Source organism: Streptomyces sp. NPDC090083, assembly GCF_044747445.1.
Taxonomy (GTDB): Bacteria; Actinomycetota; Actinomycetes; order Streptomycetales; family Streptomycetaceae; genus Streptomyces.
The window spans coordinates 146,778-159,042 of the sequence record NZ_JBIVED010000012.1; the positions used below are offsets into that span (position 1 = coordinate 146,778).

General features: G+C 71.6%; 14 protein-coding genes. 7 read left to right on the plus strand and 7 right to left on the minus strand.

Annotated elements, in window-relative coordinates; translation table 11 throughout:
* Nucleotides 1–29 precede the first annotated feature (29 nt).
* The 4 genes from ACIPTO_RS34150 to ACIPTO_RS34165 all read left to right on the plus strand — a co-directional run bounded on the left by ACIPTO_RS34150 (nucleotide 30) and on the right by ACIPTO_RS34165 (nucleotide 2,658).
* Nucleotides 30–188, plus strand: a complete 159-nt coding sequence (locus tag ACIPTO_RS34150) for a DUF4177 domain-containing protein (RefSeq protein ID WP_019063748.1) — start codon at nucleotides 30–32, stop codon at nucleotides 186–188.
* Nucleotides 185–655: a RidA family protein gene (locus ACIPTO_RS34155; protein ID WP_366322375.1), complete on the plus strand. Its 471-nt coding sequence runs from the start codon at nucleotides 185–187 to the stop codon at nucleotides 653–655. The genes ACIPTO_RS34150 and ACIPTO_RS34155 overlap by 4 nt, the downstream gene beginning before the upstream one ends.
* A 247-nt stretch (nucleotides 656–902) precedes the next feature.
* Entirely contained in the window at nucleotides 903–1,772 is an 870-nt protein-coding gene (locus ACIPTO_RS34160) for an NUDIX hydrolase (RefSeq protein WP_401198583.1), read from the plus strand.
* A gap of 55 nt (nucleotides 1,773–1,827) precedes the next feature.
* Nucleotides 1,828–2,658: an MBL fold metallo-hydrolase gene (locus ACIPTO_RS34165; RefSeq protein WP_401198585.1), complete on the plus strand. Its 831-nt coding sequence runs from the start codon at nucleotides 1,828–1,830 to the stop codon at nucleotides 2,656–2,658.
* Here ACIPTO_RS34165 and ACIPTO_RS34170 read toward each other — a convergent pair.
* The 3 genes from ACIPTO_RS34170 to ACIPTO_RS34180 all read right to left on the minus strand — a co-directional run bounded on the left by ACIPTO_RS34170 (nucleotide 2,655) and on the right by ACIPTO_RS34180 (nucleotide 5,413).
* On the minus strand, nucleotides 2,655–3,479 hold the full coding sequence (locus ACIPTO_RS34170; RefSeq protein ID WP_401198587.1) for a nucleotidyltransferase domain-containing protein: 825 nt from the start codon (nucleotides 3,477–3,479) through the stop codon (nucleotides 2,655–2,657). The two genes, ACIPTO_RS34165 and ACIPTO_RS34170, sit on opposite strands and share 4 nt — an antisense overlap.
* Nucleotides 3,480–3,571: 92 nt before the next feature.
* Nucleotides 3,572–4,615: a PQQ-binding-like beta-propeller repeat protein gene (locus ACIPTO_RS34175; protein WP_401198589.1), complete on the minus strand. Its 1,044-nt coding sequence runs from the start codon at nucleotides 4,613–4,615 to the stop codon at nucleotides 3,572–3,574.
* Between the two features lie 123 nt (nucleotides 4,616–4,738).
* Complete coding sequence (locus ACIPTO_RS34180; protein ID WP_019063754.1) at nucleotides 4,739–5,413, minus strand: Crp/Fnr family transcriptional regulator; 675 nt, start codon at nucleotides 5,411–5,413, stop codon at nucleotides 4,739–4,741.
* Between the two features lie 277 nt (nucleotides 5,414–5,690).
* On the opposite strand from ACIPTO_RS34180, the gene nth reads away from it, so the two are divergent.
* From nth to ACIPTO_RS34195, 3 genes are all read left to right on the plus strand, one after another.
* The gene (gene nth / locus ACIPTO_RS34185) at nucleotides 5,691–6,545 is read left to right on the plus strand and encodes an endonuclease III (RefSeq protein ID WP_401198711.1); all 855 of its coding nucleotides are present in this window, start codon (nucleotides 5,691–5,693) and stop codon (nucleotides 6,543–6,545) included.
* Nucleotides 6,546–6,620: 75 nt separating this feature from the next.
* The gene (locus tag ACIPTO_RS34190; RefSeq protein WP_366322363.1) at nucleotides 6,621–7,322 is read left to right on the plus strand and encodes a CoA pyrophosphatase; all 702 of its coding nucleotides are present in this window, start codon (nucleotides 6,621–6,623) and stop codon (nucleotides 7,320–7,322) included.
* Between the two features lie 123 nt (nucleotides 7,323–7,445).
* Nucleotides 7,446–8,645 (plus strand): MarP family serine protease, encoded by a 1,200-nt coding sequence (locus ACIPTO_RS34195; protein WP_366322361.1) that lies wholly within the window; start codon nucleotides 7,446–7,448, stop codon nucleotides 8,643–8,645.
* Nucleotides 8,646–8,689: 44 nt separating this feature from the next.
* On the opposite strand, the gene ACIPTO_RS34200 is transcribed toward ACIPTO_RS34195, so the two are convergent.
* The 4 genes from ACIPTO_RS34200 to nhaA form a co-directional block, all read right to left on the minus strand.
* The gene (locus ACIPTO_RS34200; RefSeq protein ID WP_366322359.1) at nucleotides 8,690–8,869 is read right to left on the minus strand and encodes a hypothetical protein; all 180 of its coding nucleotides are present in this window, start codon (nucleotides 8,867–8,869) and stop codon (nucleotides 8,690–8,692) included.
* A 215-nt stretch (nucleotides 8,870–9,084) separates the two neighbouring features.
* Nucleotides 9,085–10,035: an alpha/beta hydrolase gene (locus ACIPTO_RS34205; RefSeq protein ID WP_366322358.1), complete on the minus strand. Its 951-nt coding sequence runs from the start codon at nucleotides 10,033–10,035 to the stop codon at nucleotides 9,085–9,087.
* Nucleotides 10,032–10,517 carry a phage holin family protein gene (locus ACIPTO_RS34210; RefSeq protein WP_366322356.1) on the minus strand — a complete coding sequence of 162 codons (486 nt, stop codon included), beginning with the start codon at nucleotides 10,515–10,517 and terminating at the stop codon, nucleotides 10,032–10,034. Before ACIPTO_RS34210 ends, ACIPTO_RS34205 begins: the two co-directional genes overlap by 4 nt.
* A 43-nt stretch (nucleotides 10,518–10,560) precedes the next feature.
* Complete coding sequence (gene nhaA, locus ACIPTO_RS34215; RefSeq protein ID WP_401198593.1) at nucleotides 10,561–12,000, minus strand: Na+/H+ antiporter NhaA; 1,440 nt, start codon at nucleotides 11,998–12,000, stop codon at nucleotides 10,561–10,563.
* Between the last annotated feature and the right edge of the window lie 265 nt (nucleotides 12,001–12,265).

Genomic DNA, 12,265 nt, shown 5'->3' on the forward strand with positions numbered 1-12,265 from the left:
ACGGCCGGTTCGCGGCTAAAGTCGGCCGCATGACCAAGTGGGAATACTCGACTGTGCCGCTGCTCGTCCACGCCACGAAGCAGATTCTGGACACCTGGGGCGAGGACGGCTGGGAGCTCGTCCAGGTCGTGCCCGGGCCCAACAACCCCGAGCAACTGGTGGCCTACCTCAAGCGGGAGAAGGCATGAGCGGCGCCGTCGAGGCCCGGCTGGCCGAACTCGGACTGACCCTGCCGGCGGTCGTCCCGCCGCTCGCCGCGTACCAGCCCGCGGTGCGGAGCGGGGTCTACGTGTACACCTCCGGCCAACTGCCCATGGTGGACGGCAAGCTTCCCGTCACCGGCAAGGTGGGCGCCGAGGTCACCGCGGAGGAGGCCAAGGAACTGGCCCGCACCTGCGCGCTGAACGCCCTCGCGGCGGTCAAGTCCGTCGCCGGTGACCTGGACCGTGTCGCGCGGGTCGTGAAGGTCGTCGGCTTCGTCGCCTCGGCCTCCGACTTCACCGGCCAGCCCGGTGTCGTCAACGGCGCCAGCGAGCTGCTCGGCGAGGTCCTCGGCGACAAGGGCGTCCACGCGCGCAGCGCGGTCGGCGTGGCGGTCCTGCCGCTGGACTCGCCGGTCGAGGTCGAGATCCAGGTGGAGCTGACGGAGGCGTAGCCGGTGTCCCGGGGGCGGTGATGCGGCCACGTGAGGCGATCGCCGCCCCCAGGACGGGCGATCGGCCCCAGCCGGCCTCCGGGGACGCGTGATCTTCCCCAGCCGGCCTTCCGGGACGCGTGGTCAGTCCCAGCCGCCCTTCCGGAGCGTGCGAGCGGGCGTAGCGAACGTATGGGGCGTAATCGCTGCCCAGGGGTACGTGTTGTCGCCTCTCGAACATCCGCGCGGTACGGGATAGCCTCCGCCCATGGCGAACGGTCAGTGGTACCCGGCGGAGTGGCCCGAGCGCATCAGGGCACTCACGGAAGGCCAGCTCACACCGGTGGTGCCCCGGCGGGCGGCCACGGTGATGCTCCTCAGGGACACCGGCACCGGTCCCGCCGTCCACATGCTGCGCCGACGCGCCTCGATGGCCTTCGCCGGGGGCGCGTACGCGTACCCGGGCGGTGGTGTCGATCCGCGCGACGACGACCTCCACGTCCGCTGGGCGGGCCCCACGCGCGCGTGGTGGGCGGACCGGCTCGGCGTCGACGAGACGGCGGCCCAGGCGATCGTGTGCGCGGCCGTACGGGAGACGTACGAGGAGGCCGGTGTCCTGCTGGCCGGCCGGACCCCGGACTCGGTCGTCGGCGACACCACGGGCGCCGACTGGGAGACGGACCGCGCCGCCCTGGTCGCCCGTGACCTGTCCTTCGCGGAGTTCCTCGACCGCCGCGGCCTGGTCCTGCGCTCCGACCTGCTGGGCGCGTGGGCCCGCTGGATCACCCCGGAGTTCGAGTCCCGCCGCTACGACACCTGGTTCTTCGTCGCCGTCCTCCCGGAGGGGCAGCGCACCCGGAACGCCTCCACGGAGGCCGACCGCACGGTGTGGATCGCCCCGGCTGAGGCGGCTGCGTCGTACGACAAGGGCGACCTGACGATGATGCCGCCGACCATCGCGACCCTGCGCGGGCTGATCCCGTACGGCAGCGCGGCGGAGGCCCTGGCGGCGGCCCCGGGACGCGACCTCACACCCGTCCTCGCCCAGGCCCGTCTGGAGTCCGGGGAGATCGTCCTGACCTGGCCGGGCCACGGGGAGTTCACGAAACACATCCCTACGGACGGGGCGTCCGCGTGACCACCCGCTCCGACGGCACCGCTCACCCCGCCACCGCCCAGGAAGGCGCCCTGATATGACCGACGCAGCCGCCCTCCCCGGCCAGCCACGCGGCGGGGTGCTCAGCGGGCCCGCCACAGCGCGGGCCGTCAACGTGCTCGCGCCCAACGCGTCCGCGATGACGCTGGACGGGACGAACACGTGGATCGTCGCGGAGCCTGACTCCGAGGCGGCCGTGGTGATCGACCCGGGACCGCTGGACGAGGGGCATCTGCGGAATGTCCTCGACGTGGCCGAGAAGGCGGGGAAACGGGTCGCGCTGACCTTGCTGACGCACGGGCACCCCGACCACGCGGAAGGCGCCGTCCGGTTCGCCGAGCTGACCGGCACCAAGGTGCGCGCGCTCGATCCGGCGCTGCGGCTCGGGGACGAGGGGCTGGGCCCGGGCGAGGTGGTCCGGGTCGGCGGGCTGGAACTGGTCGTCGTGTCGACGCCCGGCCACACCGGGGACTCGCTGTGCTTCCATCTCCCGGCCGATCAGGCCGTCCTGACCGGTGACACCATCCTCGGGCGCGGTACGACCGTGGTGGCGCATCCTGACGGCCGCCTGGGCGACTATCTGGACTCGCTGCGGCGGCTGCGGTCGCTGACCGTCGACGACGGCGTCCACACCGTCCTGCCGGGCCACGGGCCCGTCCTGGAGGACGCCCAGGGTGCCGTCGAGTTCTATCTCGCCCACCGGGCCCACCGGCTCGCCCAGATCGAGACGGCCGTCGAGAACGGCCACCGCGGCCCGGCCGAGGTCGTCGCCCACGTGTACGCGGACGTCGACCGCTCCCTGTGGCCGGCGGCGGAGCTGTCCGTACGGGCCCAGCTGGACTACCTGAGGGAGCACGGCCTGATCTAGCCGGCGGGACGTGCCGTCTTGACGCCGTGCACGCGCGCGTACTCCTCGGCCAGCCAGGGGCCCAGGTCGTCGACGTAGGAGCGCAGGACGCCCGCGTCGCCCGACGGTTCGTGTCCGAGTTCCGCCGCCTCGCGCAGGGCTTCGGCGCGCTCCGGGTAGTACGCGGCGAACGCCTCGGCCATCTCCCCGAGGTCGCTGGTCCAGCCGTTCCAGCGGGGCATCACGAGGGTGAAGCCGGTGCGGACGAGGTGGCGGGACATGAAGCGCACCAAGGAGCGCCGGGCCTCGTCCGTGTCCCCGGAGGCGTCGATCCGGTCGCGCCAGCGGGGGAGGAGCAGGGCCAGGTCGCCGTTGGTCTCCCGGGCGAGGAGCGAGTCGGGGCGGTAGCGGGGCAGGTCCTCGGCCAGGTCCTCACCGAGCAGCGGGGTGCACAGGCACGCCACGAACCACCCCATGTCGTAGGTCTCCGGTTCGCTCAGCAGCCGCGCCCGGCCGTACAGCAGCGTGCCGACGCCGTCGATCTCCGGGAACTCCTTGTCGAGCGCCTCGCCGAGGCTACGGGCCGCGTCCCGGTCATCCTCGGTCGGCTCCTGCCGGGTCACCACGAGGAGGTCCAGATCGCTGCGCCCCACGCGCGCGGTGCCGCGCGGGATCGACCCGTAGAGGTACGCGCTGTTGAGGCGTCCCCCGTAGACGTCGAGCAGCCGGTCGCGTGCGGCGGCGACGGCCGGCCGGAAGGCGGGCGGGATCCGGCCCAGGGAGCCTTCGCGCTCGATGTACCCCTGGGCGTCGAGCCCTCTGTGGTGCACGGTTCCGGCCATGGGATCACTGTGCCGGGGGACGGGCCCCCGCAGTGTGCTTTTCCGGCCGCTGGGCGGGGTCGTCTCCGGGGGATCCGCCGGGGGCCGCGTGGTCATCTCCACCGGAACACCCGCAGCCCGTGGCTGTAGTCACCCGCTTCGCAGCCCACCGCGATCAGGTCCCCGGAGGCCGCGACGAGCGAGTCGAAGGCGGTGCCCCGGAGCCTGCGCCGGGCCACCACCCGCCCGTCGGCGGGGTCGAGGACGCTGAGCCGGCCGCCGTAGCCGTGCACGATCAGCAGCCAGCCGCGGTGGGCGACGGGTGTGTCGTGATGGGTGTCCCCGCCTCGCCACTGCCACAGCAGCTCGCCCGAGGCGAGGGAGTAGGCACCGAGGGGGCTGCCCAGGTCGTGCTCGGTGCGGTCCTTGGGGACGAGGCCCACCACCAGGACGCCTCCGGTCACGGCGACCCGCTCGCCGAACTTCTCGTACCCCTCCGGGAGGTGCAGCGTGACGGCCTCCGTCTCGCCGTCGCCCAGGAAGAGGAGGCTGCGCCGGCCGCGTGCGCCGCGGGTCCTCAGGGAGGCCACGAAGGGGCTGGCGCTGAGGACGGAGGCGCTCTCCACGCGCGGGTCGGTCAGTTCGTGTTTCCAACGGACCTCGCCCGTGTCCACGTCCAGGGCGCGCATCACCGGCCGTGTCTCCCAGTCCTTCCAGGACTCGCCGGCCGTCGCGAGCAGGCCCCCGCCGAGGGCCACCCTGGACGGGAGGTGCCCCAGGGGAGCGGCGTCCTGTTTGCGGCGCCGTACGACCTCGCCCGTGGCGACCGCCAGGGTGGTGAGGCCGACCCGTCGCACGTCCCGGCGTGCCTCTTCGTAGTGCATGACCACGCCCTCGCCGCCCCGGGCGTCGGCGGACACCAGCCCGACGATCTGTCCGCCCGGTGGCCGCCAGGTCCACAGCGGCTCGCCCGTGGCCGTCCGGAAGGCCCGCACCCCGTTCACGCGGGCGACGACGACGGTGTCGTCCGTCAGCCACAGGCCCAGGGGTCTGCCGCCCGGGTCGCCGGTCTCGTCGGGGGTCCGCCACAGCCGGCGCGCCGATCTCCGCCACCAGGAGCGTCTCCAGACCGACTCCGGCGCCTTGTCCTCGTCCATCCCCACCCCTTGGGCCCCACCCGGCGGTACACGAAGGGCCCCGCCGGACGAGCGGGGCCCTTCGAAGGCATCTGAAGCACGCGTCCGTACGAAGGACTCATACGGAGACGCCATACGGAATGATCAGCGGGAGCGCTTCGCCAGTCGCTCCACGTCGAGCAGGATGACCGCGCGGGCCTCCAGGCGCAGCCAGCCGCGGCCCGCGAAGTCGGCGAGGGCCTTGTTGACCGTCTCGCGGGAGGCGCCGACCAGCTGGGCCAGCTCCTCCTGGGTGAGGTCGTGCACCACGTGGATGCCTTCCTCGGACTGCACGCCGAAGCGGCGGGAGAGGTCGAGCAGGGCGCGGGCCACACGGCCGGGGACGTCCGAGAAGACCAGGTCGGACATCGCGTCGTTGGTCTTGCGCAGCCGGCGGGCGACCGCGCGCAGCAGCGCGGAGGCCACCTCGGGGCGGGCGCTCAGCCAGGGCTGGAGGTCGCCGTGGCCGAGGCCGAGCAGCTTGACCTCGGTCAGCGCGCTGGCGGTCGCCGTACGCGGACCCGGGTCGAACAGCGACAGCTCGCCGATCAGCTCGCCGGGGCCGAGGACGGCCAGCATGTTCTCGCGGCCGTCGGGGGAGGTGCGGTGGAGCTTCACCTTGCCCTCGGTGACCACGTACAGCCGGTCGCCCGGGTCGCCCTCGTGAAAGAGGGAGTCCCCGCGCGCGAGGGTCACCTCACTCATGGAGGCGCGCAGCTCCGCGGCCTGATCGTCATCGAGCGCCGCGAAGAGCGGGGCGCGCCGCAGAACGTCGTCCACGAGTTCTCTCCTTGTCGACCTGCTCAGGGGAAGGTGTTTCCCCCTTGGTACCAGGGGACCGTGCTCCCCATTTTGCTGGACCGTCCAAACAGTGTGATCTGTCACAAGGATGCCGCACAGGTGTCCCGAGGTAAGCGGCAGGGGTCCAATTGGGGGCTGATCTTCGGGGTCCGGGGCGGATGTCAGTGCCGGGCTCTAGGCTGGCCGGGTGTCCAAATCGCCGGTGAGAGCACAGGCCAAGGGGGCTGGGCGGATGGTTGTACCTCGTGATTCCGCCGTGGGCGAACAGGGCTCCGACGGCCGCAAGGGTGACGGAGGGAAAGTGGCAAAAGGGGCAAAAGTGACAGCCGGTACGAAGGTCGAATCGCGCACCGCCCTCGTCCGCCGCGCCCGCCGGATCAACCGCGAGCTGGCGGAGATCTATCCGTACGCCCACCCGGAGCTCGACTTCGAGAACGCCTTCCAGCTGGTGGTCGCCACGGTCCTGTCCGCGCAGACCACCGACCTGAGGGTCAATCAGACGACACCGGCCCTGTTCGCCAAGTACCCCACCCCCGAGGACCTGGCCGTCGCCGACCCGGAGCAGGTCGAGGAGATCCTCCGCCCGACCGGCTTCTTCCGGGCCAAGACCAAGTCGGTGATAGGGCTCTCCAAGGCGCTGGTCGCGGACTTCGGCGGCGAGGTGCCCGGCCGGCTCGAAGACCTCGTGAAGCTGCCCGGTGTGGGCCGCAAGACCGCCTTCGTGGTGCTCGGCAACGCCTTCGGCCGCCCCGGCATCACCGTGGACACGCATTTCCAGCGGCTCGTGCGCCGCTGGAAGTGGACCGAGGAGACCGAGCCCGACAAGATCGAGGCCGCCGTGGGAGCGCTCTTCCCGAAGAGCGACTGGACGATGCTCTCGCACCATGTGATCTTCCACGGCCGCCGGATCTGCCACGCCCGCAAGCCCGCCTGCGGCGCCTGCCCCATCGCCCCGCTCTGCCCGGCGTACGGCGAGGGCGAGACCGACCCGGAGAAGGCGCGGAAGCTGCTCAAGTACGAGAAGGGCGGCTATCCCGGCCAGCGGCTGAACCCCCCGCAGGCCTACCTGGACGCGGGCGGGAAACCGGCGCCGCCGCTGGGATCCGCGTGACGGCGATGTCGGGGGCCGGATGACGGAACGATCTCGGAGGTATCGGGCGTTGATCAGTGGGAACGGGGGTGGGGGATGACACGCGCGAGCCATACCCAGGGTGTGGGGCTCAGCAAGGACGGGCTGCCCGGCTGGCTGGATCCGGTGGTGCACGCCGTGGAGACGGTGGAGCCGCTCCAGCTGAGCCGCTTCCTGCCGCCGGAGGACGGGGCGGGACGGCAGTCGGCGGTCCTGATCCTGTTCGGGGACGGGGACGGGGACGGGGAGCGCGGACCCGAGCTGCTGCTCATGGAGCGCTCCAGCTCGCTCCGGTCGCACGCCGGACAGCCGTCCTTCCCCGGCGGTGCCCTCGACCCCGAGGACGGTGACCCGACCGGTGACGGACCGCTGCGGGCCGCTCTCCGCGAGGCCGAGGAGGAGACCGGGCTCGACCCGGCCGGGGTGCAGCTCTTCGGAGTGCTGCCCAAGCTGTACATCCCGGTGAGCGGCTTCGTGGTGACACCGGTGCTGGGCTGGTGGCGGGAGCCGACCCCGGTGGGCGTGGTCGACCCGAACGAGACGGCCCGCGTGTTCACCGTCCCCGTGGCGGATCTCACGGATCCGGCCAACAGGGTCACGGTCACGCACCCCAGCGGCTTCCTGGGTCCGGCATTTCTGGTCGAATCGGCCCTCGTGTGGGGCTTCACGGCCGGGGTCATCGACCGCCTGCTGCACTACTCCGGTTGGGAGCGGCCGTGGGACCGCGAGAAGCAGGTCCCGCTCGACTGGCGGTCATGACAAGGTGTCCGTCGTGCTGTGTCTTCCCGGGGGACGCCGTGGCCGATCGCCGCTCCGCGGCGGCGGGCAGGCCCCCCGACCGACCTGGAGTGATCGCGAAGTGCTGAGGCGAGGCCTGAACCGGTGAACGTGCTGGACATCCTGTTGCTGGTCGCCGCCGTGTGGTTCGCGATCGTGGGCTATCGCCAGGGGTTCGTCGTCGGCATCCTGTCGGTGATCGGGTTCCTCGGCGGCGGTCTCGTCGCCGTGTACACGCTGCCCGTCATCTGGGACGCGCTGACCGACAAGTCCGAGGTCAGCACCACCGCGGCCGTCGTCGCGGTCATCATCGTCATCGTCTGCGCCTCCGTGGGCCAGGCCCTGACCACCCACCTGGGCAACAAGCTGCGCCGGTACATCACCTGGTCCCCGGCGCGCGCCCTGGACGCGACCGGCGGCGCCCTCGTCAACGTCCTCGCGATGCTCCTGGTCGCCTGGCTGATCGGCTCCGCGCTGGCTGGCACCACCCTGCCGACGCTCGGCAAGGAGGTCCGCAGCTCCAAGGTCCTCCTCGGGGTCTCACGGGCGCTGCCCGAGCGGGCCGACACCTGGTTCGCGGACTTCTCCTCGGTCCTCGCGCAGAACGGTTTCCCGCAGGTCTTCAGCCCCTTCGCGAACGAGCCGATCAACGACGTCCAGCCGCCCGACCCGGCCCTCGCCTCGAGCGCGGTCGCCACCCGTGCCCAGCAGTCCATCGTCAAGGTCATGGGCACGGCCCAGAGCTGCGGCAAGGTCCTGGAGGGCAGCGGCTTCGTCTTCGGCGACCGCCGCGTGATGACCAACGCGCACGTCGTCGGCGGCGTCGACGAACCCACCGTCCAGATAGGCGGCGAGGGCCGCAAGTACGACGCCAAGGTCGTCCTGTACGACTGGCACCGCGACATCGCCGTACTCGACGTGCCCGACCTCAGGGCGCGCTCCCTGGAGTTCGCGACCAAGGACGCGGCGAGCGGCGACAGCGCGATCGTCGCCGGCTTCCCGGAGAACGGGTCGTACGACGTCCGTGCCGCGCGCGTGCGGGGACGCATCACGGCCAACGGCCCGGACATCTACCACCGCGGCACGGTCCGCCGCGATGTCTACTCCCTCTACGCGACCGTCCGCCAGGGCAACTCCGGCGGCCCGCTGCTCACGCCCGAGGGCAAGGTCTACGGAGTGGTCTTCGCGAAGTCCCTCGACGACCCCGACACCGGGTACGCGCTCACCGCGGACGAGATCCAGCCGGACATCGTCAAGGGGCGCAGCGCCAACGAGCAGGTGGACAGCGACAGTTGCGCGCTGTGAGAGGTGTGCGCACTGAGATGCGTGTCCTGTAGGAGGTGGGTGCGTCAGCCCCGGGGATGACGCAGCCTTACCGAGACCCAGCGGGCCCGGCGGCGCAGAATGCGCGGGATCCCCACCCTGAGGTCCGTGCCCTGGAGTTGCGGGGCGCCCCCCTGGTGGGAGCTCAGACCGTGGTCCGAGCGGCGATTGCGTGCTGCGTCACTGTAGTCGTGCGTCCAGCCCATACCCCGACGTCTGCCCCTGCCCCAAGGTCGATAACCACCCCTTGGGGCCCCAATTGGCCTATGCGCGAGGCAAGTAGCCGTTCGTAGGACAGGTGTTCAGTCGCGGATACCGGGTGCGGTCGGCCGGTCACGCACAGGTCACGCTCTGGTCATGCACGGGTCAGCCATCAGTCATGCACGGGTCATGCGCCGATCATGTGCCAGTCATGCATCGGTCAACGATCGGGTTCTGGATCCTTGAGCCAGTTGACCAGTTCGGCCGAGAAGGCCACCGGGTCCTCCTCGTGCGGGAAGTGCCCGAGCCCGTCGAACAGCCGCCAGCGGTACGGCGCCTCGACGTACTCCCCGGACCCCGCCGAGCTGCGGGTGCGCAGCACCGGGTCCAGCGAGCCGTGCAGATGCAGTGTCGGCACCCGCACCGGCCGCTTCATGCGCCGGTTGAACTGGATGCCGTCCGGGCGGGCCATGGACCGCACCATCCAGCGGTACGGCTCGATCGAGCAGTGCGCCGTCGACGGGATCAGCATGGCCCGCCGGTACGCCTCGACCGCCTCGTCGTCCGGCAGGCTCGGGCCGGACCAGTCGCGGATCAGGGTGCCCACCAACTCGGCGTCCTCGGCGAGGAGTTGCCGCTCGGGGAGCCAGGGGCGCTGGAAGCCCCAGATGTAGGAGCCGGCCGCCGTCTGCTTGACGTCGGAGAGCATCGCGTAGCGCCAGCGCCGGGGGTGGGGCATCGAGGAGACGGCGAGGCGGCGCACCAGCTTGGGGCGCATCGCCGCCGCCGTCCACGCGAGGTACCCGCCGAGGTCATGGCCGACCAGCGCGGCGTCCGGCTCGCCGAGGGAGCGGATCACGCCGGTGATGTCGAGAGCGAGGTTGGCGGGGTCGTAGCCGCGCGGGGTGCGGTCGCTGCCGCCGACGCCCCGCAGGTCCATGGCGACGGCCCGGAACCCGGCGTCGGCCAGCGCGCCCAGCTGGTGCCGCCAGGTCCACCAGAACTGCGGGAAGCCGTGCAGCAGGAGCACCAGCGGCCCGTCCCCCACCTCCGCGATGTGGAAGCGCGCGCCGTTGGCCGCGACATCCCGGTGGGTCACCTCGCGCCCGCCGGGGATGCCGAGCCGTACGACCGAAGCAGGTTGCGCCCAAGGATTGGCGGGGTCCGTCATGAGGACGAGCGTGCCACAGCCTCGATGGCTTCGGGGACGCGGTCCTCGATCGCCGGGCGCGGATGCGGCTTGGCGTTGCCGAGGACGCCCGCGGTCTCCTTGACCGAAGCGGCCACCTTCTGCGGGCCCTTGCTCTTCGCGGCCTTCTTGAAGAAGACCACGCCCACCAGTCCGAGGACGACCGCGATCAGCACGTTCGCCGCGAAGGAGAGCAGGAAGCAGAGGGCCATGTTCCAGCCGCTCCAGGTGCGAATGCCGTACGCCAGCGCGAAGTTGAGCATCGGCAGGGAGAACAGCAGGACCACCGCGGCGACGGTGAACGCGCCGCCGCCCGCCACACCGCGCTTGACGTCCTGCTTGAGCTGCGCCTTGGCCAGTGCGATCTCGTCGTGCACCAGCGCGGACATCTCGGTCGTCGCCGAGGCGAACAGCTGGCCGATGCTGCGTTCGGCGCCGACCGGGCTGCCGTCGGGTGCGCTCATCGCGTACTCCCTCTTCTGCATGTGTTTGTACCGTCTGGTCAGATCATGCCGGACCGTCGTTGTCCTCGCCTGCCCCGCCCGTCACTTCGGCAAGCCCGTGCCGTTGTTCCGCGGCCTTCTCCTCGGCGATCCTGCGGTGCTCGGCGGCCTTGCGGTCGTGGAGTTCGGCCATGCGCAGGTGGTACGCCGGGTCGTCCTGCTCGTAGATGTCGGGGATGCCGTCGAGGTCCTCGTCGCGTTCCTCGTCCTCGTACATCCTGCGGTACCTGGCGTTGCGCAGCTTGAGCAACACGGTCGCGCACAGGGCCGCGGTGAGGGAGCCGACGAGGACGGCCGCCTTCACCTCGTCGGCGAGCATCTGGTCGCCGACGAACGCGAGTTCCCCGATGAGCAGCGACACCGTGAAGCCGATGCCCGCCAGCGAGGCGACCGCGAAGACGTCGGGCCAGGCAAGGTCGTCGCTGAGCGAGGCCCGGGTGAAGCGTGCCGTCAGCCAGGTCCCGCCGAAGATGCCGACCGCCTTGCCGACGAGGAGTCCGAGGACCACGCCCAGGGTCTCCGGTTTCGTGAACACGTCACCCAACGCGCCCCCGGAGAGCGCCACTCCGGCGCTGAACAGCGCGAACAGCGGCACCGCGAGCCCCGCCGACAGCGGCCGTACGAGATGTTCGACGTGCTCTCCGGGGGAGTGCTTCTCGTCGTCGTGGGTGGTGCAGCGCAGCATCAGGCCCATCGCCACGCCCGCGATCGTCGCGTGGACGCCGCTGTTGTACATCAGCGCCCAGATCACCACCGCGAGCGGGACGTAGACGTACCAGCCGCGCACGCCCCGGCGCGGCAGCAGCCAGAACACGGCGAGGCCGACGGCCGCGCCGGCGAGCGCGGCGAAGTTGATCCGGGCGGTGAAGAAGATCGCGATGATCAGGATCGCGAACAGGTCGTCGACGACGGCGAGGGTGAGCAGGAAGGCGCGCAGGGCGCTCGGCAGGGAGGTGCCGATGACCGCGAGGACGGCCAGCGCGAACGCGATGTCGGTCGCGGTCGGCACCGCCCAGCCCTCCAGCGAGCCGCCGCCGGCGAGGTTCGTCAGCGTGTACACGAGCGCCGGTACGGCCATCCCGCACAGGGCCGCCACGACGGGCAGAGCGGCGGCCTTGGGGTCGCGGAGGTCACCGGCGACGAGCTCGCGCTTGAGTTCGATGCCGGCGACGAAGAAGAAGACGGCGAGCAGGCCGTCGGCGGCCCAGTGGGCGACCGACAGGTGCAGGCCGAGGGTGCCGGGGCCGAAGGAGTAGTGGCTGACGCTCTCGTAGCTGTCGTGCAGGGCGGGGACGTTGGCCCAGATCAGCGCGGCGACGGCGGCGATCAGCAGGAGGACACCGCCGACGGTCTCGGTCCGCAGGGCGTCCCCGACGAAGTTCCGCTCGGGCAGGGACAGCCGTCCCAGCACTTTGCGGGCGGCGGTGGAGCGGGGCGCGGTCACGGGGAGACCTCCGGGGTGGCGGGCAGCGCGGAACACTTGCCGACCAGACTTCCCGGCACACCTTGGCGCGTCTTTGACGCTTTTCCTACTGTACCCAAGCGCGGTGGGACGGGTTCTTCGGATCTCACGCCCAAGGGCCGTACGGGTACGTCCGTCCAGGGGGCGTGCGGGCGGGTCTACGGTCCTACGGGCGGGTCCACGGGTCTTACGAGTTGGTCTACGGGTCCTGCGGGCGGGTCTACGGGGCGTGCGGGCGGGGCGGCGG

Coding starts and splice junctions, on each gene's coding strand:
- ACIPTO_RS34150 (WP_019063748.1), top strand. CDS start 30: ATGACCAAGTGGGAATACTCGACTGTGCCGCTGCTCGTCCACGCCACG.
- ACIPTO_RS34210 (WP_366322356.1), bottom strand. CDS start 10,517: ATGAGCGCACCCGACGGCAGCCCGGTCGGCGCCGAACGCAGCATCGGC.
- ACIPTO_RS34205 (WP_366322358.1), bottom strand. CDS start 10,035: ATGACGGACCCCGCCAATCCTTGGGCGCAACCTGCTTCGGTCGTACGG.
- ACIPTO_RS34175 (WP_401198589.1), bottom strand. CDS start 4,615: ATGGACGAGGACAAGGCGCCGGAGTCGGTCTGGAGACGCTCCTGGTGG.
- ACIPTO_RS34165 (WP_401198585.1), top strand. CDS start 1,828: ATGACCGACGCAGCCGCCCTCCCCGGCCAGCCACGCGGCGGGGTGCTC.
- ACIPTO_RS34170 (WP_401198587.1), bottom strand. CDS start 3,479: ATGGCCGGAACCGTGCACCACAGAGGGCTCGACGCCCAGGGGTACATC.
- ACIPTO_RS34160 (WP_401198583.1), top strand. CDS start 903: ATGGCGAACGGTCAGTGGTACCCGGCGGAGTGGCCCGAGCGCATCAGG.
- ACIPTO_RS34190 (WP_366322363.1), top strand. CDS start 6,621: ATGACACGCGCGAGCCATACCCAGGGTGTGGGGCTCAGCAAGGACGGG.
- ACIPTO_RS34155 (WP_366322375.1), top strand. CDS start 185: ATGAGCGGCGCCGTCGAGGCCCGGCTGGCCGAACTCGGACTGACCCTG.
- ACIPTO_RS34200 (WP_366322359.1), bottom strand. CDS start 8,869: ATGGGCTGGACGCACGACTACAGTGACGCAGCACGCAATCGCCGCTCG.